The organism is Phyllobacterium sp. SB3 (assembly GCF_040009165.1).
GTDB lineage: Bacteria > Pseudomonadota > Alphaproteobacteria > Rhizobiales > Rhizobiaceae > Phyllobacterium.
In genome coordinates, this window is sequence record NZ_JBDYKI010000012.1 from 39,798 (window position 1) to 59,511 (window position 19,714).

General features: G+C 56.3%; 18 protein-coding genes and 2 pseudogenes. 12 read left to right on the top strand and 8 right to left on the bottom strand.

What is annotated here, in order from left to right; all coding sequences use genetic code 11:
- Nucleotides 1-2: 2 nt before the first annotated feature.
- From ABKW30_RS27315 to ABKW30_RS27365, 11 genes and pseudogenes are all read left to right on the top strand, one after another.
- Nucleotides 3-1,610, top strand: coding sequence for a GMC family oxidoreductase N-terminal domain-containing protein (locus ABKW30_RS27315; protein ID WP_348602102.1), 1,608 nt, complete (start codon nt 3-5; stop codon nt 1,608-1,610).
- A 451-nt stretch (nt 1,611-2,061) separates the two neighbouring features.
- On the top strand, nt 2,062-3,195 hold the full coding sequence (locus ABKW30_RS27320; protein ID WP_348602103.1) for a sugar ABC transporter substrate-binding protein: 1,134 nt from the start codon (nt 2,062-2,064) through the stop codon (nt 3,193-3,195).
- A gap of 1,277 nt (nt 3,196-4,472) precedes the next feature.
- Nucleotides 4,473-5,384, top strand: a complete 912-nt coding sequence (locus ABKW30_RS27325) for a LysR substrate-binding domain-containing protein (protein ID WP_348602104.1) — start codon at nt 4,473-4,475, stop codon at nt 5,382-5,384.
- Between the two features lie 368 nt (nt 5,385-5,752).
- Entirely contained in the window at nt 5,753-6,457 is a 705-nt protein-coding gene (locus ABKW30_RS27330) for a flavin reductase family protein (RefSeq protein WP_348602105.1), read from the top strand.
- Nucleotides 6,458-6,516: 59 nt separating this feature from the next.
- Nucleotides 6,517-8,109, top strand: a complete 1,593-nt coding sequence (locus ABKW30_RS27335) for an ABC transporter substrate-binding protein (protein WP_348602106.1) — start codon at nt 6,517-6,519, stop codon at nt 8,107-8,109.
- Nucleotides 8,110-8,137: 28 nt separating this feature from the next.
- Nucleotides 8,138-9,088, top strand: coding sequence for an ABC transporter permease (locus ABKW30_RS27340; RefSeq protein WP_348602107.1), 951 nt, complete (start codon nt 8,138-8,140; stop codon nt 9,086-9,088).
- Entirely contained in the window at nt 9,085-9,966 is an 882-nt protein-coding gene (locus ABKW30_RS27345; RefSeq protein ID WP_348602108.1) for an ABC transporter permease, read from the top strand. Before ABKW30_RS27340 ends, ABKW30_RS27345 begins: the two co-directional genes overlap by 4 nt.
- On the top strand, nt 9,963-10,982 hold the full coding sequence (locus tag ABKW30_RS27350; protein WP_348602109.1) for an ABC transporter ATP-binding protein: 1,020 nt from the start codon (nt 9,963-9,965) through the stop codon (nt 10,980-10,982). Before ABKW30_RS27345 ends, ABKW30_RS27350 begins: the two co-directional genes overlap by 4 nt.
- Nucleotides 10,979-12,028, top strand: a complete 1,050-nt coding sequence (locus ABKW30_RS27355) for an ABC transporter ATP-binding protein (RefSeq protein WP_348602110.1) — start codon at nt 10,979-10,981, stop codon at nt 12,026-12,028. Before ABKW30_RS27350 ends, ABKW30_RS27355 begins: the two co-directional genes overlap by 4 nt.
- Complete coding sequence (locus tag ABKW30_RS27360; RefSeq protein ID WP_348602111.1) at nt 12,025-12,456, top strand: RidA family protein; 432 nt, start codon at nt 12,025-12,027, stop codon at nt 12,454-12,456. The genes ABKW30_RS27355 and ABKW30_RS27360 overlap by 4 nt, the downstream gene beginning before the upstream one ends.
- A gap of 90 nt (nt 12,457-12,546) precedes the next feature.
- Nucleotides 12,547-12,657: pseudogene (locus tag ABKW30_RS27365) on the top strand (transposase); the annotation flags it as partial.
- Nucleotides 12,658-12,829: 172 nt separating this feature from the next.
- Here ABKW30_RS27365 and ABKW30_RS27370 read toward each other — a convergent pair.
- The 8 genes and pseudogenes from ABKW30_RS27370 to ABKW30_RS27405 all read right to left on the bottom strand — a co-directional run.
- Nucleotides 12,830-13,099 (bottom strand): annotated as a pseudogene (locus tag ABKW30_RS27370) (ATP-binding protein); the annotation flags it as partial.
- 258 nt (nt 13,100-13,357) lie between these two features.
- Nucleotides 13,358-14,128 carry an SDR family oxidoreductase gene (locus tag ABKW30_RS27375; protein ID WP_348602112.1) on the bottom strand — a complete coding sequence of 257 codons (771 nt, stop codon included), beginning with the start codon at nt 14,126-14,128 and terminating at the stop codon, nt 13,358-13,360.
- 18 nt (nt 14,129-14,146) lie between these two features.
- Nucleotides 14,147-15,115, bottom strand: a complete 969-nt coding sequence (locus ABKW30_RS27380; RefSeq protein WP_348602113.1) for an NAD(P)-dependent oxidoreductase — start codon at nt 15,113-15,115, stop codon at nt 14,147-14,149.
- Nucleotides 15,112-15,792 carry an amino acid ABC transporter permease gene (locus ABKW30_RS27385; protein WP_348602115.1) on the bottom strand — a complete coding sequence of 227 codons (681 nt, stop codon included), beginning with the start codon at nt 15,790-15,792 and terminating at the stop codon, nt 15,112-15,114. Before ABKW30_RS27385 ends, ABKW30_RS27380 begins: the two co-directional genes overlap by 4 nt.
- 9 nt (nt 15,793-15,801) lie before the next feature.
- Nucleotides 15,802-16,473, bottom strand: coding sequence for an amino acid ABC transporter permease (locus ABKW30_RS27390; RefSeq protein WP_348602116.1), 672 nt, complete (start codon nt 16,471-16,473; stop codon nt 15,802-15,804).
- 56 nt (nt 16,474-16,529) lie between these two features.
- Nucleotides 16,530-17,378: a transporter substrate-binding domain-containing protein gene (locus ABKW30_RS27395; RefSeq protein ID WP_348602117.1), complete on the bottom strand. Its 849-nt coding sequence runs from the start codon at nt 17,376-17,378 to the stop codon at nt 16,530-16,532.
- 45 nt (nt 17,379-17,423) lie between these two features.
- Nucleotides 17,424-18,335: an allantoinase PuuE gene (locus tag ABKW30_RS27400; RefSeq protein WP_348602118.1), complete on the bottom strand. Its 912-nt coding sequence runs from the start codon at nt 18,333-18,335 to the stop codon at nt 17,424-17,426.
- Complete coding sequence (locus ABKW30_RS27405) at nt 18,332-18,817, bottom strand: ureidoglycolate lyase (RefSeq protein ID WP_348602119.1); 486 nt, start codon at nt 18,815-18,817, stop codon at nt 18,332-18,334. The genes ABKW30_RS27400 and ABKW30_RS27405 overlap by 4 nt, the downstream gene beginning before the upstream one ends.
- Nucleotides 18,818-19,028: 211 nt before the next feature.
- Between ABKW30_RS27405 and ABKW30_RS27410 the strand changes: the two genes are divergently transcribed.
- Nucleotides 19,029-19,694: a GntR family transcriptional regulator gene (locus ABKW30_RS27410; RefSeq protein WP_348602121.1), complete on the top strand. Its 666-nt coding sequence runs from the start codon at nt 19,029-19,031 to the stop codon at nt 19,692-19,694.
- Nucleotides 19,695-19,714 lie beyond the last annotated feature (20 nt).

Consider the following 19,714-nt stretch of genomic DNA (forward strand, 5'->3'; position numbering starts at 1 on the left):
AAATGACGATATCGGAATATGATTTCATTGTGGTTGGTGCAGGATCTGCCGGTGCCGCGATCGCCGGGCGGCTGAGTGAAAATCCGGCATGGACGGTACTCTTGTTGGAAGCAGGGCCAAGCGACAGGAATCCATGGATCCACATCCCGATCGGATATGCCAAGACGTTTTACGATTCCCGCTACAACTGGAAATACATGACCGAGCGGGAACCCTTCCTGGGAGGGCGCACGATTTACCAGCCGCGCGGTAAGACATTGGGCGGCACAAGTTCCATCAATGGCATGGTCTATGTCCGCGGCATCGCCAGCGACTTCGATACTTGGCGCCAGCTCGGCAATCCCGGCTGGTCCTACGAAGACGTTCTTCCGTTCTTTCGCCGACTGGAATCAAACGAGCGTGGCTCGGATGAATATCACGGCCGTGACGGACCGGTTAAGATCGGTGAACCGGCGTGGCGCACACAGCTTTCAGACGCCTATATCGAGGCTGTTGCCAACGCTGGAGTACATCGCACCGACGATTTTAATGGGCCGGAGCAAGAAGGGGTGGGCTACTACCAGATCACCGCAAGGGATGGACGGCGGAGTTCGACGGCGCGCAGCTATCTGGTGCCGGCCCGCGGGCGTGCGAACCTGCACATCGTGACCGGAGCGCTGGCGGAAAGGATCGTTATCGAAGGCAAACGCGCCACAAGGATCGTCTATAAGCAGGGCAATCAATCGGTGACGGCCAAGGCCAGACGGGACATCATCGTTTCCGGCGGTGCGGTGAACTCGCCGCAACTTCTCCAGTTGTCGGGTATCGGTCCTGCCGGACTTCTTGCGGAGAACGGCGTCAAAGTGATGCACGAACTCCCGGGCGTCGGCGAAAACCTTCAGGATCACTATGCCGGCCGGTTGATGTACAAGATTAATCGCCGGTGGTCGCTGAACGAAAGGATGAAGACCTTGCCGCAGCGCCTGTTACTGGGCGCGGAGTATTTCCTTACCCGCAAAGGCCCGATGGCGGTGGGCGCGAGCACGGTCGCGGCGTTCTTCCGCTCCAATCCCGCGCTTTCCGAACCGGATTCGCAGCTACAATTCTTCGCCTTCTCCACCGATGGCTTTGACAAAGGGCTGCATCCGTTCCCCGGCTTCAGTGTCCTCGTCAATCCGCATCGACCGGAGAGTCGCGGTTTCGTCCGTATAAAATCCTCCAAGCCGCAGGATGCGCCCCTTATCCAAATGAATTTCCTGCAGGCCGAGGCGGATAAGCTTATATCAATCGAAGTGATGAAGTTCGCGATGCGAGTTCATGCCAGTGACCCGATCAAATCGCTGATCGATGGCGAGTTGAAGCCGGGTCGCGACGTTAGGTCCGATGACGAGATATTGGCCTATGTCACCGAAACCGGCGAGTCCTGCTACCATCTGTGCGGCACATGCGCGATGGGTCCGAAGGACAACAGGCTGGCCGTCGTTGACGAGCGGCTGCGTGTTCATGGCATAGCTGGGCTGCGGGTCGCCGATGCATCAATCATGCCCCGCCTGATTTCCGGAAACACCAACGCCACGAGCATCATGATTGGCGAGAAATGCGCGGATATGATTCGCGTAGACAATTGCTGATCTGTTCGCTTCCTGTAAGCCGAATCCGCAAGCTGAAGGCCGGACCGAGGTGGTCGTTTTTCGCATCAATACCCGCGCTCGAAAGACGACCCTATGACCCGGAACGCCGCATTATCAAGGCTGATAGCCGTTAAGGAACGGTTCCTGAACTCACGCTAAAAAAAGATCATCTAGCCCGCAACCCATGTTGAAGGAGGGTATACCGTCTGTTGACACAATTGGCGAGCGCAGAAGGATTGTGGGTCCGGTGCGCAATAGTTGGGCGGATGATTCAATTGGTATGCCGAATATATAATCTATTTAAAAGTCGACACATTTAAAGAAAAACTACATAAAAGAATTGACTTTCCAGTAGTTTGTTGGAAAGTGTCGACATACGGTGGGAGCTAAACAGTTGCAAGTCGATTTGCCACGGCGATACCGACACTGGAAGACCGAGGAGGAGAGAAACGTGACCAAAACAATGAGATTCTGCGCCTTTTTCCTGGCTGCGCTTGCCGCATGGGGCATGACGCATGCAAGCGCATCCGCAAGAGACAAGCCCTACAAGATATATCTCAGTTTGAGCTATACCGGTAATGACTGGCAGAGCGAGGCCGAAAATATGATCCGCGCTCTCGCCTCGTCGCCGGCGTATCGTGACAAGATCAAGCTTGAAGTGCAGGTAGCTGGCCCTGACGCCCAGAAGCAGAGCCAGCAGATCAATGCTATGGCGCAATCGGGTGCCGATGCGATCGTTATGTATGGTGTGTCTGAAACCCTGCTCAATGGTGCGATCAAGAACGCATGCGATCGTGGAGTTGTGGTAATCGCCTACGATTCTTTCGTCTCCGCGCCCTGCGCATATAATATTACCACAGATGCCGAGGAGTTCGGCCGGCTCGGAGCTGATTGGCTCGTGAAGAAGCTTGGCGGCAAGGGCCGCGTCCTGATGGTCAACGGTGTTCCCGGAAGCTCGCCCGACAAGGCTCGCATCAAGGGTGCCATGGGAGTCTTCAGTGAGTATCCCGATATCAAGGTAGTCGGTTCGATCACCGCCATGTGGAGTGAGTCCGTTCTTCGCTCCGAGCTTTCCAAGTATCTGGCCGTTCACTCCTGGGACGATTTCGATGGTCTCTGGGTGCAGGTGGGTTGCTACACTGCGGCAGTTATGCAGGACGAGGCGGGCATTACAGATGACAAGAAGAAGCCTTGCGCTGGCGAAGCATCGAACGGCCACCGCATCCAGATGCTTCCAGCATCGATGAAGGTGGACGGCGCGAACGGGCCCTACCGTCCGATGAGCTATCCGAGCATCTCCGTTGCTTCGCCGCCCTTTGAAGGTCCGCTGGCCCTGAAGTATGCTGTCGACGTTCTTGATGGCAAAACGGTGCCGAAGCTCACCACCGTGCCAATCCCGACCTTCACCAGCGAGCAGATGAAGCTTTGTGAGAAGGGAACCTGGGCGGAAATGCACAACACCCGTTGCAACGTCTTCAGCCCTGCCGTTATCCCGAATCCCGGCTGGTTCTCCGATCTCTATTCACCCGAACTGCCGGAAATTGGTCTGAACGCCGCTTTGAAGGGACTGCCGGAGGGAGAATGATCCGCCTTCGAACATAGAAAAGAGCTGGAGTACGGTCCATCGATATCCTCCCACCAGTGCGTCCTGGCTCCTGCCGGGGCGTACTGTGTTCTGGTTCTTTTCTCCCATCCTCAAGGGATGGATGATCAGAACAACGGCCACAGTCTGGCCAGTGAGCTTATAAGCCTGATGGAGCGCCAAATGGCACCCCCGTGGCAGAGTCAAATATTCGGGTTGACAGCGCGGAAGCTTGAGATTCCCTATCGCCACAGCACAGGAATGGCTCAGCCACCTACTACTGCTGCCTTCCAGCGAGAGGGTCTCGCCTTGTCACCGGCTGGGATCCACCGTGCGCCCCGCCGGGTGGCGCATCAAGTGTCCGTGTGGCCCGCCGTCCCCTCACGCTCGTCGTTCGTGCCAATCCGGCCCCGTTGCGGACGACCGATGCACCACCTTACACCGTCGGCTGATCCGCGAGCGTAAAGAACTGCGGTATACTCTGCGATGGATTGATGCGGCGAAGTTGAATCTGACGCGGGAGATATCCTCTGCCAAACCTGATTTGGCCGCCCGCTCTTCCACCTCATACAACCGGAGCCGTTTAGTGAAGATGTCCCAGAACACGATTCTAATCACCGGTGGCACAAGTGGCGATGGCCTCAAGCGTCGTGAAGAAGTCTTTTTTGAGGAAGAAGGCTGAATAATTCAGGCGCTCGCTGTAGGCGACCCACCTTTCGTGTTCGTCGTCAGATAAATTGAGACCAATGGCGTGCTGAACTAGCGGAGTCTCTGGCCCATCTTGTTGGTATTCTAGGCAAGAGCTTTGCGATGTTGCAGGCCCCGCAATTCGATAGTCTTTCGTTCGATCCTTTCTCGTTTCGACAGGATGATTTGCCGCGACCGACGCCGACGTCGGCGGGTATGAGATTGCCGAGGCTCTCATAATCTCGGCGATATGCCCATGCCCAATGTCGACTATCTGTTAAGTCAAAACAAGGCGAGAGCCCCGCCCAGAATCTGATCCGCGCAACACAGCCCATGTCTTAAAACCATCGAGGTGCAGTCCACGGGAAGTCTGATCCACAAATGTCGTTAAATATAGAATACAAATTCTATAGCTAACAAGGAGTATCCTCTATTTTCCAATTTAAAGTGCTCAAGTCTACGCCGGTTGGCACGGCTGAGGCGCAGTCCGTTCGATCAAGCCTTTTCAACGGCTTCTTCACGTCTTATCCTCTAAAATTTCAGGGGGCACATTCAACAAAAAGCATCTGCCACAGACCATGCTTGGGAAATCAATGAGAAAGCTGCCACCGCTCAACTACCTTCAGGCGTTCGAGGCAGCCGCGCGACATCGCAGTTTTACTGAAGCAGCACGCGAGCTTAATTGCACCCAAGCCGCTATCAGCCAGCGGGTAAGGGGGCTCGAATCTATCTTCGGGCGCTCGCTCTTCTATCGGCTCCCGAGCGGTGTGGTGCCAACCGAGGCAGCCGAAGTCTATCTGCGCGGCATAGGCGAGGCTTTCGACCAACTGCAATCGATTACCAAGGGCCTCGCCGGACGCGCCAGCCCCAAGACCGTTTCGGTCTCAATCCCCGTTACCTTCGCGGCACTGTGGCTTGCACCAAGGCTCGATCGTTTCTCTCAGGAGAATCCCGGTATCGACGTTCGGCTCAACTGTACCATCTGGAATGACCCAAACGCCGAGTCTGCGGATTTCCAGATCCAACTGCTCGGCAGTGATTTCGCGGCACCTCATGCGCACCGGTTGAGCCGGGATCGGGCGTTCGTCGTCTGTGCGCCGCAACTACTTGCAAGCAGAGATGGGTCAAAACCGAATGTATTCTTCGAACAACTGCCGCTTGTTAGCCTGATCGCGAAATACGACTATTGGGAGCTGTGGCGTCGAAAATCTGGCGCCCTCAAAATCGGCAGCGACCGCAAAATCGATGTCGATACCGGTATCGCAGCGCTGGAAATCGCCCGGCACGGGCACGGCATCGCCCTGTCTCTCAGCAGCTACATCGCCCCTTACGTCGGCAGCGGACAACTGGTGAAGCCTTTTGACGGAAGCATAGATCTCGAACTCAGTCATTTCATCCTTCGCTCCCCGGACCGACCTCTCAGTCGGCCGGCGCAGGCCTTTCAGGACTTCCTGATCGAAGAGGGCAAGAATACGATGCCGGAAAGCGAAAAATCTGGAGGATAGGCAGTACCGATAATCTTCGACGCGCCAGCCGCGCCGGCTCCTCTGTCCCTGCCTGGATGCGCAGCCGATTTGACTACTCGCGCATGCTGAAGACGGACGTCGTTTCCGCGAAACCCGATCTGCAAGTATATCACACCTGTGAATGATGGGATTATAAGCAAAAAAATCCATTATGCTTAATTTATAGGCCAATATATTCCAATATTGCTCAATAATGTGTCGCATAAGGAAATAGATGCCTCAGTATGGATTTGTTTTTCTTGAACGGGTGGCGGTTTTACGAAATGATATCTCACAGTCGGTAGCACAAGGCTGCCATCCCACAAGGTTGCGCGGATTGAAAATTGCAGCTGTGAGAGGAGACCATCTTGGAACCAAGGGCATCTTTCTCCTTCAAGAAGAATTGGTGGCCCGCTCCGGTCACGCTCATCAGTTGCGGCCGCATGAATCCTCTGGCTGGCGAGCGCGGGCCGAACATATGGGTGGTCGGAGTTCTTGGCGGACCGTGCGACGATCCACCCCTCCTGACCATCAGCCCGCGTGTCGGTATGTATTCGTACAAGCAACTGGTCGAGGTCGGGCAGTTCGTGGTGAATATCCCGCCCCCTCAGATGGTCAGGGAAATGGAGTATTGCGGCACCCACACCGGCGCGGAAGTCGACAAATGGAAGGCCTGCGGGTTTACGCCCGTCAAGGGTGAAGTTGTCGACGTGCCCCTCATCGCCGAATGTCCCGTCAATTTTGAATGCGTCGTCGAAAAGCAATTGACGTTCGAACGCGAGGACGGGAGCCCAGGCGAACACGAGCTGATGATCGGCCGTATCGTCCACGTGCACGCGCATCAGCGATGCCTCGTGAACGGCGAACTTCAATGGGACCTTGTCGATACGATCTACAGATCGCGGCCGCGAACCTGGCGGACCATGGGGCCGGCGATCGGCTTCGACGAGCGCAAGTCGCCGCTTGCCAAGCCGCAGGAGGCCGCCGACCTCATCGAGAAGCGCGTCAAGAGCTACGAAGATCTCGCCGATATCATTCGCGGCACTCCCTACCCGACGCAGACGGCCAGCTGATCTGACTATCGGGGATGCGCTCAAGGGGCCCAATCCGTACAAACATAGAGGGAAATGTCATGCATGAAAAATCCGGGAGGGCGGACCTTTCATGGACCGTCAATCGTCGCACGGTTCTGAAGACCGCATCCCTCATGGGGGTCTCGGTGTTGGGCGACCTGGGGCCGGTCCTTGCCGCCGCAAATGGCGTCCTGAAGCTGCGTCTGCTTGCCGATATCCAGAATCTCGATCCGGCTTTCGAGCCTCAGGACCACGACCTGCAGGTGATCTTCAACATTTATGAAAACCTCGTCAGCTTCGAGCCGGGCACGTTTGATCTGGTGAACACGCTTGCCGAGGAATGGACGCCTTCGTCTGACGGTCTGAAGTTCGATTTCAGGCTCAAGAAGGGGATTCAGTTTCACCGCGGCTTCGGCGAAGTGACGGCACAGGACGTGAAATTCTCCTTCGAGCGTATCGCCGGCATGACCGTACCGGCGATCGATTCTCCATACAAAAAGCTCTGGGGCGCCTTGAAAGAGGTTCAAGTCACGGGACAATATACAGGCAGCATCATTCTCAAGAGCGCGACGGCGCCACTGATGAATCTCACGATTCCCGGCAATGTCGGCCAGATCGTCTCAAGGAAGGCGGTCGAGCAGCTTGGCGAACAATATGCGACAAACCCGGTTGGCACTGGGCCTTACGAGTTTATCGAGTGGGTGCCCCGGGAACGCGTCGTGCTGCGCAAGTTCAAGGATTACAGCGGTGCCAGCAGCGCCTATGCGGCGGCACCCGAATGGGTCGAGATCCAGTTCGTTCCCATCACCGCAGACAGCAATGCCGAGATAGCGCTGGAGACGAAGGAAATCGACTTCGGGTCTTTGCCTTTGTCGTCGGTTTCGCGCTTCGAGGACAACAAGGCGTTCTCCGTGACGGAGCGGACAGGTTTTGCCTACAAGTTCATTGGGATGAATGTCAACGATCCGGTGCTCAAGGACATCAATGTTCGCCAAGCGATTCGTCATGCCATCGATGTTCCGTCCATCCTTGTCGCTGCCTTCGAGGACCGCTGGCAGCGCGCAACGGCGGTCCTGCCGCCGAGTATGCCAATCGGTTACTGGAAGGATGCGCCGGTCCTGCAAAGGGATGTCGACGTCGCAAAGAGCTTCATGGTCAAGGCAGGCTCGCCCGTCACCGGCCTGACCTTCACCTATAACAATTCCGAAGCGGGCGCTTCGGCCGTTGCCGAGATCGTCCAAGCCAATCTTGCCGATATCGGTATCACGGTCGATGTGGTGCCGCAGGAAAACGCGGTTGCGATGCAGACCGGCAAGGATGCCCAGAAGGGCCGCCAGATCTTCTATGTCGGCTATGGCAGCCAAGGGGATCCGGCGCAATCGATGTCCTGGTTCACCTGCGAGCAGATCGACAAGTGGAATTTCATCGACTGGTGCGATCCGAAATTCACCGACCTGGCCGCTCAAGGGATCCTGGAGCAAGATTCCAAGCGCCGTCTCGCAATCTATCTGGAGATGCAGCAATTGTGGGAAGAGGCCGCAAACGTCGTCTGGGTCGCCTGGCCGACCTTCTTCTTTGCCACACGCCAAGGTTTGACGCCTTCGCTGCGGCCGGACGGCCGGATGCTTGCATGGAACTTCCGCTCCGCGTGATTGACTAGGACTGCCGAGGAAAAGCTTCATGATGATATATCTTGGCAAGCGATTGGGCATGATCGCCGCCGTCCTATTGATCCTGATGGTTTTTCTCGGTGGCCTCATCCATCTCGTGCCTGGCGATCCGGTGAAGATCATCATGGGGCCGCTGGCGAGCGATTCATTTGCGGCCTCTGTTCGATCGGAAATGGGATTGGACAAGCCGATCGCGATCCAGATGCTCGACTTCATCTTCGGTGCCGTTCATGGCGATCTCGGCAAGGATTTCGTCAGCCATCGACCGGTCACCGTGATGATCGGCGGTGTCCTGCCGCATACGATGATCCTTGCGGTGACAGGTCTGGGCCTGGCGATCCTCATCGGCCTACCACTCGGCGTCTATTCTGCCGTCCATGCGAATTCGGCCATTGACAAGGCGATTGCGTCCGTTTCGATAACGCTCATCACCCTTCCACCCTATGTTGCCGGGCTTCTCCTGCTCCTGACCTTCGCGGTCACGCTAGCCTGGCTGCCGGCGCTTGGCGCCGGGAATTTCAGCGCCCCCCTGGATTACGCGGCGCGCCTCATCCTCCCGTCTTTGGCGCTGGCGCTGGGCTGGATCGGCTATCTCGCCCGGCTCACGCGGGCAAGCATGCTAGAGATCCTCGGGGCAAATTATGTGAGGACAGCGCGATCCTTCGGCTTGTCGGATACGCGCATCCACTACCTCTATGCGCTGCGCAGCGCGGTCATCCCTGTAGTCGCGGTCCTCGGCGTCGGGCTCGGCCATCTTCTTGGCGGGGCGATCTTCATTGAGGTGATCTTTGGGAGACAGGGTCTCGGCACCCTTTTCTACGACGCCATAGCCACCCGGAATTTTCCCGTCATCCGGGGCGTCGCCGTCGTTGTCGCTACCCTGTTTGTCGTGACGAACCTTCTCGCTGACCTCTCGTATCGGCTGCTTGATCCGCGCATCCGTGTCGAGGCCAAGACATGAGCGTTTTCACCATCACAGGCGGCAAGACCCGTTCCGCGAATGCAGGAACCGTGCGGCGGCTGTTGCGAAATTCCGGCGGAAAGTTCGGGCTTCTTGTCGTTCTCGTCCTTGTCGTCCTCTTCGTCTTCGGCCCGCAACTCGCCCCTTTCGGCTCGGCGCAGCAGGATATCGCATCACGCCTTCAGGGACCCTCGTTCAAGCACCTGTTGGGGACGGACCATCTCGGGCGCGATCTGCTTTCCCGTCTGATCGTCGGCGTTCGTATCGAGTTGCTCGTTGCGATTCCGTCCGTCCTCGGCGCGCTCGTCCTTGGCCTCCTGCTCGGCCTGCCCGCCGGATATTTCGGTGGCGCCGTCGATGCGGCGATTGTCGTCATCCTCGACGCACTTCATGCACTTCCGACCGTCGTGCTTGCGCTGACCTTGCTGGCACTTCTCGGAAACTCGCTCGGCAACGTCATATTCGTCATGGCGATCTCGCTTGCACCGAGTTTTGCTCGCGTTGCGCGCGCCTCCGTCTTTTCCGTGCGTCACAGTGCCTATGTGGAGGCTGAGCGCTTCCTCGGAGCGTCTAACGGCCGGATCCTCCTTCTCCACATTCTTCCGAATATCATTCCGCCGCTTCTTCTCTTGGTCGCGATGAGCCTGCCGACCGCCATTGCCGTCGAAACCGGGCTCTCTTTTCTCGGCCTCGGCGTGCGGCCGCCCACCCCTTCCTGGGGCGTCATTCTGGCCGACGGTTTCGCACGCGTGCGTACGGCTCCATGGGCGGTTCTCTGGACCTGTCTGGCGCTTGCGATAACCACGCTGGGATGCACTCTTCTGGGAGAAACGCTGCGCGACATCCTCGACCCCAAACGCATCGGGGATCAGCAATGACAACCCAGCCGATTCTGAGCGTCGAAGCTTTAACGACGAATTACCGGGCCGACGGGATGTCCCTGCGTGGCATAAAGGATATCTCCTTCGATCTAAAGAGGGGCGAGATCCTTGGGATTGTCGGAGAATCAGGTTCTGGAAAGTCAACGCTGAGTTTTGCGATCTCGCGTCTTCTTCCCGAAAATGCGCAGATCGAATCCGGTCAGATCGAGTTCTCTGGTCTCGACCTCACCATCGCATCGCCGAAGGAGATGCGGCGCTTGCGTGGCGACAAGATCGCGATGGTCTTTCAGGATCCGCTTTCAAGCCTGCATCCCTGTCTGACGATCGGACGGCAGATGGTCGATGCCCTACGAGCGCACAATTCCGGAAGCCGCAAGGAATACCAGAACTTGGCTGCCGATATGTTGGCGCGCGTAGGCATCGGGAATACTGGTCAGCGACTTCGACAATACCCCCACGAACTGTCGGGCGGCATGCGCCAACGCGTGATGATCGCGATCGCTCTCCTCCTGCGGCCGGACCTCCTCATCGCGGACGAGCCAACCTCTGCGCTCGACGTGTCGTTGCAGGGGCAGATAATCGGGCTGCTCGCCGGCTTCCGGGAGAAGCTCGGAACCTCCGTCCTCATCATTTCGCATGATTTGACCGTCATAAGCTCGGCCGCCGACTTCGTTCTCGTCATGTATGCAGGGGAATCGATGGAGCTTGCGAATGCGGAAGAGATTTTCCGCCATCCTCTGCATCCCTACACCCAGTCGCTTATTTCCGTCATGCCTGACCGGCGCTTGAGGGGTAAACCGTTGCCGACGATTCCAGGCAGGGTTCCGAGCGCACATGAAACGATCGTGGGATGCGCGTTCGCGGGACGGTGTCCTCAAACCCGCCATGTATGCTCGGCGGAGCGGCCGCAATTTTCAGCCGTCGGGCTAAGCCGGGTGCGGTGTCATATCTACGATCCCCAGAGCGGTTGGCTCTTCGACACGGAGGCGGAAAAACCCGCTGCCGCGCGATGAGCGGCCCGAAGGAATCTGCTGCTTCGCTCCTCGAGGTCCATGATCTTTCCGTTCATTTCGGAGAGGCCCAAAGGGCGCGCTGGTCATGGTGGCATACGGAGAGATCGCTTCTGCGCGCCGTGGACGGCGTCAGCCTCAGTGTCGGCAAAGGAGAAATCGTTGGACTCGTCGGCGAATCCGGATCCGGCAAAACGACCTTGGGGCGTGCAATTCTCGGCATGTATCCGATCGCCGGCGGAGAGGTTCTCTTTGCAGGCAGCGACGTTTCCCGGATGTCGCGCAACGACCGGCGTCTGCTCAGACGACGGATGCAGATGATTCCCCAGGATGCCGCAGCGAGCCTCAGTCCCCGATTCAGCGTGTCGCAGCTCCTGACCGAAGCCTATGACATCAGCGGAACGGCGCCCGCAGCGCGAAAGCCGACTTCAGAATTGCTGTCCATGGTCGAACTCGGGCATGAGCACGCCAACAAATATCCGCACGAATTGTCAGGCGGACAGGCGCGTCGCGTCAGTATCGCAAGAGCGCTGGCGATGGGACCGGACTTCATCGTCGCGGATGAACCCACCGCAGGCCTTGATGTCTCGGCCGTCGCCACGATCGTCAATCTGCTGATGCGGCTGCGAACGGACCTTGGACTCAGCTACCTCGTCATCACCCACGATCTGCAGGTCGTGGCCTATCTCGCCGATGTCATTGCCGTGATGTATCTGGGGAAAATTGTCGAGATCGGACGAGCCGAAGATATTATCGATTCACCCAAGCATCCCTATACTCGCTCCCTGCTGCATTCCATTTCCGGGCGGGCCGCTGCCGAGAGAGCGATGTTCGAATTGAAGGGGGAAGTGCCGAACCCCCTGACGCCCCCGTCGGGCTGCCGTTTCCATCCGCGCTGTTCCTTTGCCCGACCTCTCTGTCGAACGCAGGAGCCGTTGCGTACGGAGTGCGGGAAAAATCACGAAACCGCATGCCACTTCTGGAACAAGATTGAAGCAACCCTCGATCCGGCTAATGGCCGAATAAACAGCAAGGAGAACACCCCATGAACGTTCAAGAGACTCCGCTGCATGCCCATGTCAATCCCGATGCATTGGCGCTGCCCACGGGGGCACCAGATACGCCTTTCTACAGCTGGGTGGTTAAGCGCGGAAATTTCGTCTTTCTTGCGGGAATGTCGCCCTACAGCAAGGACAAGAAACTGGTTGGCGATACGCTCGGCGAGCAGACGCGGCAGGCCTTCCGGAATATGACCAGCGCCATCGAATCCGTCGGGGGCACGATCGCGGACGTGTGCAGCATCACGATCTACGTTCAGGATACCGACCTTCAGAAGGACGTCTATCCGCACATCAATCCGGCGGTGTTCGAAGTTTTTGCCGACAGGCCACCTGCCCGCGCTGTCGTCGGTGGCGTGGCACTGCCGCGGGCGACGGAGAAGGTGATGATCTCCGCCTACGCAATCGTCGATGCCTGACTGGAGCGGCACCTCAGGACCTGCGGTGCCGAAACCGATTGCGCGTTCGGCACTGTTTGCCGATCGTCGCCACCGGAAAGCGATGTTGTGCGCAGGCTGCAAAAGATGCCAGGCATCGGGCCAATCTGCGCACTGGCGATCACAGCCTTTGCGCCCTCAATGCGGGAATTCCGATGTGGTCGCGCCTTCGCTGCTTGGCTACCGGCGTGCGGCATGTCCTGGCCGCAATATTGAGGTCTGAAACATGTACGCGCTCGTTCACGCGGTCAAAAAAGTCCTTGCATCGGAAGGGCATCCAAACATGAGAACGGCCCCGGTATTTCCATCGAGATTTGTCCCGCCTTTTAGATATGTCTCGGGTCTGGTGAGGAGGTCAAGTCCCTGTTTTCTCCTTTGCGTTTTTCGGTTCGTGTGCTGAGCCGTTTTTGAAGCGGAAGCTGTCGCTTCCGGTCTCGAGGATGTGGCAATGATGCGTCAAGCGGTCGAATAGCGCCGTTGTTATCGTGGCATAGTCGAAGACGCTGGCCCATTCGCTGAAGCTGAGGTTGGTGGTGATGACGACACCGGTGCGCTCGTATAGCTTGCTCAGGAGGTGGAAGAGCAATGCACCACCTGATGCACTGAACGGAAGGTAACCGAGTTTCACCCATCCCGACAGCCTCACGGACAAACAGCTGCTGATGTGCCCGGTCATCAAGTCGGCAGGGTTCGCCGGAGCAGAGAAGGGCATCGACGGTTAGAAGTACTCGAGGCGACCAATAGCGAATGACTGTAAAACGGAGTCCGACGATGGACTGTGCATAACTTCGCTACAATCAAAAATATTCTAAATTCGGGTTGTCGGCCTTTTCAAAGTTGCCGACAATAATTCTCATCAAGGGCCCGCAAATGGCTGCATTAACTAAGCAGCCATCCAACCGCCATCAACAAGCAGATTGTGACCTGTGATATAGGTCGCCTCATCGCTGGCCAGGAAGAGAGCAGCATTGGCGACATCAGACGGTCGGCCCAGACGTGGCATCGGTGTTCGGCGGCGCGAATAGTCGAGCATTTCCGGCTCTACGGCCCGGCCCGATTTTCCGGTCAGGATTTTTCCCGGTGCCACGGCATTACAAATGATGTGGTCAGCGGCATAATCGGCAGCGATTTGTTTTGTCATATAGATAAGTCCCGCCTTGCTGACGCCATAGGCAAAATCACCGGGTGCGGAAATCATACCGTGTTGGGATGAGATATTGACGATACGTCCGCGAACCTCGTTCTCGATCTGTTGCCTCAACATTCTGCCGATAGCGGCGCGGCTACACAGATATGCGCCTTTCAGGTTAACGGCCATGACGCGGTCCCAACTCTCCTCGTCTGTTTCCAGCAAGGGCGTTGCACTATGGATCGCAGCATTGTTCACCAGCACATCCAATCGGCCAAAGCGGACGACACATTCTTTGAAGACATGTTCCACATCACCTGCGCGCGAAATGTCCGCCTTGATGAAAGACGAGCGCGGATTGATCGCGGTGAGAGCGTCAATGACAGGAGCGCCGCCTTCCACAACCTCGGAGGTTATATCCACGGCAACGACGTTCGCTCCTTCTGTGCTAAATAAAAGCGCGATCGCCCTTCCTATGCCAGAAGATGCTCCGGTAATGACAACTGTTTTGTTCGCAAGCCGCATATTTTTTCCCGCATTCTCTCAGGCTGTAGTTGCAGTCATCCAGGCTAGGTAATCTTCGATCACCCGGGATCCCGTGTATAAGATTCGGAAGTCTGTTTCTGCTGTTATACGTTGCATACCGAGCGCCGCTCGATCTCGGGCCAGACCGAACTGAATGTTGGGTTCCTCTCCGGATTGTGCGACCCGCCATCCGCGGGCGAAGGGAGAGCTTTGTAGACCCGCACACCAATCTGCAACACTGGTGAGAACACCACCCCCGAGATTATATGAGGAATGGAGAAGTCGATCCGCATTGAGGATGGCTGCCAGACCCCGTGCGGCGTCACGACTGTATAGCCAGTCTGCAACGAGTGGCCGCGGCAGGATTGCATCGGTTCCGTTTTTCCAGACCTCCAGCACCTGAGCATGAGGGCTAAGAACGGGCCGTAGACCGGTAGAATATTCCCATGGTCCGAAAAGCGGTCCGAGCCTGACAATGCGCAGGTCTATACCGTAAAGCTCCGCCAATCGGAGGGCCGCATTTTCCGCGGCAAGCTTGGTGATCCCGTAGAGGCTGACAGGCTTCAACGTTGCGTCGTCTTCGCTAAATATTTCCGCCGATGATTTATCATTGCCGTAAACGGCGACGCTGCTGACCAAAACGAGTCGCGGGCGGCAAGCGAAGCGTGAAAGCGATCGCATGACATTGGCAATGCCGCCAACATTGACGCCAATGATACCTGCCGGATCTGTCATCTCCGCCTGCGTGTCAGGGGTCACCGCAGCAAGATGCACGACGGATTCCAACGGAGTTTCATCAAACAGCATATCGACGTGCTCGGAATTGCAGATGTCGCCAATTACGCTGACGGCGGCAGGAAAATCATCTTCAAACCGGGCGGGGATAGGCGTTCGACCAAACAACACGCAATCTTTTCCGCTTTTGCCTAGTGCCTCTGCAAGAGCAAGGCCAACGAAGCCGGTTCCGCCTGTAACGATGATGCTCATCGTTCATTTCTTCCGATAATCGCTTTTCTCTCCATTCGCGAAACCCAATGGGAGAAGGGCCAAAGCATAATAAAAAAGATAACGGCCGCAGCTGTGAGCGGGGTCGGATTATAGGTTTGCTCCTGGGCAACGCGCGCGGATCGCAACAACTCAGGAAGGGACACCAATGCGGCGATCGAAGTCGCCTTCACGAGTTCCAGGGAGTTGCTTGCCAATGGTGCGACTACTTTTCGGATGGCCTGTGGAAGAATTATCAAAATCATCGCTTTAAACCGATGCAGACCAAGAGCGGCAGCGGCTTCATGTTGACCTTTGGGAATTGATTCCAGACCCGCGCGGAAAATCTCGCCAAAGTAACCCGTGTTGTTGATGACGAGCGCTGCGACCACCGCCGTAAAACTTCCCAGCGTCAACCCGAAAAAAGGCAAGCTGTAATAGATAAGGATCAACAGAACGAGAACGGGGAAGGATCTCAAGAAATCGATCATTATTATGACTGCGCGCCGTGATCGTAAGCCGCCAAAACTATAAAGAATCGCTACGGACAGACCGGACAGTATGGAGAGGGGTAATGAAACGAGCGCAAGAAGAACGGTTAGTTCCAATCCCTGCAGCAACAAAGGATAGATGCGCATCAGGGAAGGGATGTTCATGAAATTCTGCAGGAAAAGATCCATGGTCTATCCTCAATATGCTTTGGAGTAGCGTTTTTCGAGCACGCGGCTCAGCCATACGAGCGGGATGAAAAATGCGAGGTAGAAAGCTGCGGCCAATGTCAGGGGAGACGGGTTTGCCTGAATGGCCATGATGCTTTGGGCATTTCCGAGCGCTTCCGGCAGCGATACGGCGGCACCCAACGCAGTACCTTTGGTTATGGCAATGGATCGGTTGGTCACGAGCGGAATTGCGAGCCGTATTGCCTGAGGCAAAATAACAAGACGCAGTGTGCGCCGTCGCGACAATCCGAGTGCTGAAGCCGCCTCCCATTGGCCCTTGGAAACCGCCATGATAGTTGCCCAGAAAATTTCTGCGGAGAACGCAGCCAGAACGGCTGCCAAAGCAAGCGCCGTCGCAAGGAATGGGGAGAAGCGAATGCCGAGATAGGGCAAGCCGAAATAGATGAAGATCATTATGACGAGTTGGGGCAGCGTGCGGAAAACCTCGACGTAGGCAGTGATCAGAAAATTCAGCACACGGTTTTCGGCACAACGCAAAAGCGCGAAGGCAAGCCCGAGCGCCACGCCAAGGACAATGACGCAAAGCGCTACTTCTACGGTGACGAAAAAGCCCCGGAGTACCTCGGGAAAGGCTTCCACCATAACCGGCACGTTGAAATAGTTGTCGAGAATCTGCTTCATAACATCCTTTCAAAAAGGGGGAGGCGCGGATTTGCCGCGCCTTGTTTCATGTTATGTCATTTGCAGCTGAGCTCATGGGGCGTATCGACATATCCCTTGAAGTCCGGAGCACCGTAGCCTGGATAAACTGTGGTGAGCGCAGTCCCGTCCCCCGGCTTTTCTCCGTACCATTTTTCATAAAGTTTTGCCATCGAACCATCTTGCTTCATGCATTCAATCGCGCCTTCGACCTTGTTGCGATAGTCGACATCGTCGTTGCGGAAGGCATAGCCGAAGTTGCGTCCATTAAAGTCTTTGAAACCGACCTCTACCGCTGGATTTTGGCTTGCCGCATAGATTGTGGTGGGAATCTCGTTCAGAGCTGTGAAAGCTCGCTGGGTGATTACAGCCTGTACCGAGTCCGGGAACGTTTCATAGCGCTCGACGTCGAAGCCATATTTCTCGGCATTTGCGGTTGCCCATGTATCGGATATCGTACCGCGATTGACGGAGAGGACCTTGCCTTTCAGACTGTCAAATCCATCCAGCTTCTCACCTTTGGCGACAAGAAAACCGTTCCCCGTTGCGAAGAAGGGTTCCGTGTAGAGCATCTTTTCGGCGCGCTCTTTGGTAATATTAAGCGGGTTGACGGTGAACTCGATGCGCTTTGAAAAGAGCGCTGCAAAGAGCCCGGAAAAATTAACGTCCATAATCTGCACCGAAGGCCGGCCAATCCGCTTGGCAACCTCGGTTACAAGGTCAACACCGAACCCTTCCGGCCCGTTGACACCCCGGACCATCCAGGGAGCAACGCCAAAGTCGGATCCCACGACCAATGGCTGGTCCTGTGGATGGTCGTCTGCTCGCGCTGCGGTGCCAGCCATCAGGACGGCGGCCAGTACGGCCGAAATCTTGATTGTTTTCATTGCTCTTTTCATCGTTGCATTCCCCTTTTTTGTTGCATATCTGCGTTAAGGTGATGGTGTGTGATGCTGATGCCAATGACGTGCAATGTCGCCGCGCCGGCAGATCCAGACGTCCGGCTGGTCTTTGACATAGTCAAGGAAGCGCTGCAGTCCGGCCGCTCGACCTGGATGCCCGGCAATGCGAAGGTGCAATCCCACGGACATCATCTTGGGAGTTTGCGCACCCTCAGCGTAGAGCATGTCAAAGGCATCGCGCAGGTACTGGAAAAAATCATCCGCTGTCGCCATCGCGCCACGCATGAATTTCGCGTCATTGTTGGTAAGCGTGTATGGAATAACGAGATGGTCGCGGTTCCGTACACTGACCCAATAGGGTAATTCATCATTATAGGCGTCGCTATCGTAGAGAAAACCGCCTTCCTCCACCAGCAATTCACGCGTATTGATGCTGGGACCATAGCGGCAATACCAGCCGTCGGGCCGTCGTCCCAAGGTGTGCTTAAAGCTCGCGATGGTTTTTATGATACGTTGCCGCTCATCATCAATAGAGAGGCCGCGATGGTGTTCCCAGCGCCAGCCATGCGCACAGACGTCAAACTCGCTACTACGTAAATGAGCGCAAATTTCAGGGTTTCGTTCGAGGGCAAGAGCGCAGGCCATGACCGTGGCGGGTAAGGCACGCTCATCGAACAGCCGCGCCAATCGCCAGAACCCGACGCGACTGCCATATTCAAACATTGATTCAGCTGCGAGATCCCGGCTAGGAAAACTTCCAGATCCACCCTCTGTGAGCCCGCTTTCGCTGGCGGCATCGCCATCCTCGACAGATGGTTCGGAGCCTTCTTCAACGTTAATAACGAAGTTGAGCGCGAGTCGCGCGCAGCCGGGCCACTTAGGATTTATGGGTTGGGACCCATATCCTACGAAATCTCTTTCGGGATGGGTTCCGGGCTTCATGTCTTGGCTCCCTCCATAGAAATCCCTAGCGGGACGGGCAGATCGAAGAACTCGTCATTTTCGGCATTGTCCGTTATGCCCATGGTAACGAAGAATTCTGCCGGCGCATTCAAGGAGGAGAGAGGCGCGTGCCATGTGTTGCGCCTGTAGACAATGCCTTGGCCCGGGCCAGCGACAAAGGCACGGCAATTGTCAACGTCCGGCGACCCATCCTGACGGGTGCCGCACACGACGACGAGAAACTGTCCGCCAAGTAATGGTACGAAAGCCTGATCGGACAATGGATGGCGTTCAAGTTGCGCGATGATGTTTGGCAACTCGAACTTTGTTGAAACTCTGGACACCCAGAATTCCTGCCGCAAATCGCGCCCCGTATCGAAATCAATCGACAACCGGTGCCGACGGGCATCGCCCCGGTGTTCAATGACGTCCCCGAACCCGGCGAAACCGGACTGGGTCAAGGGTTGTGTGACATGTCGCAAGGCCATTCCTCATTTTAAATCCCAGTGGGATACCATTGGGGCACGATCAGAATTTGATACAGAACGAGCGCTTTGTAAAGCGATAATGGCAATCCCATGTGTCGGATACTGTCCGGATTCTCAGGGTTGACGTTGTAGGCAGGCCCGTGTTGCCGGATGATTTGACTTCAGCTAAGGGACATATGTAGCCATCAAGTTCGGGAGGCTGAGATTGGAAAGCGAAACTGTATTTGCGACCTCGCGCGATCAAACGAAACTATCTGAACAGGCCTATCAATATTTGAGAAGCCTGATACTCGCGCACGACCTTGGCCCCGGCGATGTTTTTACGGAGCGTAAGCTTGCCGACCAGATCAATGCATCAAGGACACCTTTGCGAGCCGCGATCAATCGGCTGGTGGGCGAGGGCCTGGTCGCGCGCCTCTCGAACGGAAGCATCGTCATTCGAGAGGTTGCCGTTGAAGAACTGATGGAAATCCTGGTCATCCGGCGGTTGCTGGAAGGCGAGGCGGCGGCGCAGGCGGCTCACCGCAGTACGACAGGCAGCATGGATGCGATGTTGCGCAAGAGCAGAGCGGTTGTTGAAAATCCTGCCATAGAATTTGACCCTTTTTGGCAGTACGACGACGAATTTCATTACTTCATTGCGGATGCCAGCGGAAAACCGTTACTGGCTCAGTATATCCGCAATCTGCGTGACAAGGCGCGCATGTGCCATGTGGTTCGAATGGAGAAAAACTTTGAACAGCAGGCGCGTGAACACATTGCCGTTCTCGAGGCTGTCGATCAAAGGAAACCGGATGAGGCGCGCCGCGCAATGGCAGAGCACATCGATCGGGTTCGGGAGCGCTTCATGCGCTGGCTTTTTCCGGAATAAGAGACCAGAGTTCTTGTTAT

Bases quoted from the DNA above. Each gene is read 5' to 3' on its own strand.
- ABKW30_RS27395 (WP_348602117.1), bottom strand. From the start codon at position 17,378: ATGAAAACAATCAAGATTTCGGCCGTACTGGCCGCCGTCCTGATGGCT.
- ABKW30_RS27390 (WP_348602116.1), bottom strand. From the start codon at position 16,473: ATGAAGCAGATTCTCGACAACTATTTCAACGTGCCGGTTATGGTGGAA.
- ABKW30_RS27325 (WP_348602104.1), top strand. From the start codon at position 4,473: ATGAGAAAGCTGCCACCGCTCAACTACCTTCAGGCGTTCGAGGCAGCC.
- ABKW30_RS27345 (WP_348602108.1), top strand. From the start codon at position 9,085: ATGAGCGTTTTCACCATCACAGGCGGCAAGACCCGTTCCGCGAATGCA.
- ABKW30_RS27400 (WP_348602118.1), bottom strand. From the start codon at position 18,335: ATGAAGCCCGGAACCCATCCCGAAAGAGATTTCGTAGGATATGGGTCC.
- ABKW30_RS27335 (WP_348602106.1), top strand. From the start codon at position 6,517: ATGCATGAAAAATCCGGGAGGGCGGACCTTTCATGGACCGTCAATCGT.
- ABKW30_RS27315 (WP_348602102.1), top strand. From the start codon at position 3: ATGACGATATCGGAATATGATTTCATTGTGGTTGGTGCAGGATCTGCC.
- ABKW30_RS27375 (WP_348602112.1), bottom strand. From the start codon at position 14,128: ATGCGGCTTGCGAACAAAACAGTTGTCATTACCGGAGCATCTTCTGGC.
- ABKW30_RS27340 (WP_348602107.1), top strand. From the start codon at position 8,138: ATGATGATATATCTTGGCAAGCGATTGGGCATGATCGCCGCCGTCCTA.
- ABKW30_RS27385 (WP_348602115.1), bottom strand. From the start codon at position 15,792: ATGGATCTTTTCCTGCAGAATTTCATGAACATCCCTTCCCTGATGCGC.
- ABKW30_RS27355 (WP_348602110.1), top strand. From the start codon at position 10,979: ATGAGCGGCCCGAAGGAATCTGCTGCTTCGCTCCTCGAGGTCCATGAT.
- ABKW30_RS27350 (WP_348602109.1), top strand. From the start codon at position 9,963: ATGACAACCCAGCCGATTCTGAGCGTCGAAGCTTTAACGACGAATTAC.
- ABKW30_RS27380 (WP_348602113.1), bottom strand. From the start codon at position 15,115: ATGAGCATCATCGTTACAGGCGGAACCGGCTTCGTTGGCCTTGCTCTT.
- ABKW30_RS27360 (WP_348602111.1), top strand. From the start codon at position 12,025: ATGAACGTTCAAGAGACTCCGCTGCATGCCCATGTCAATCCCGATGCA.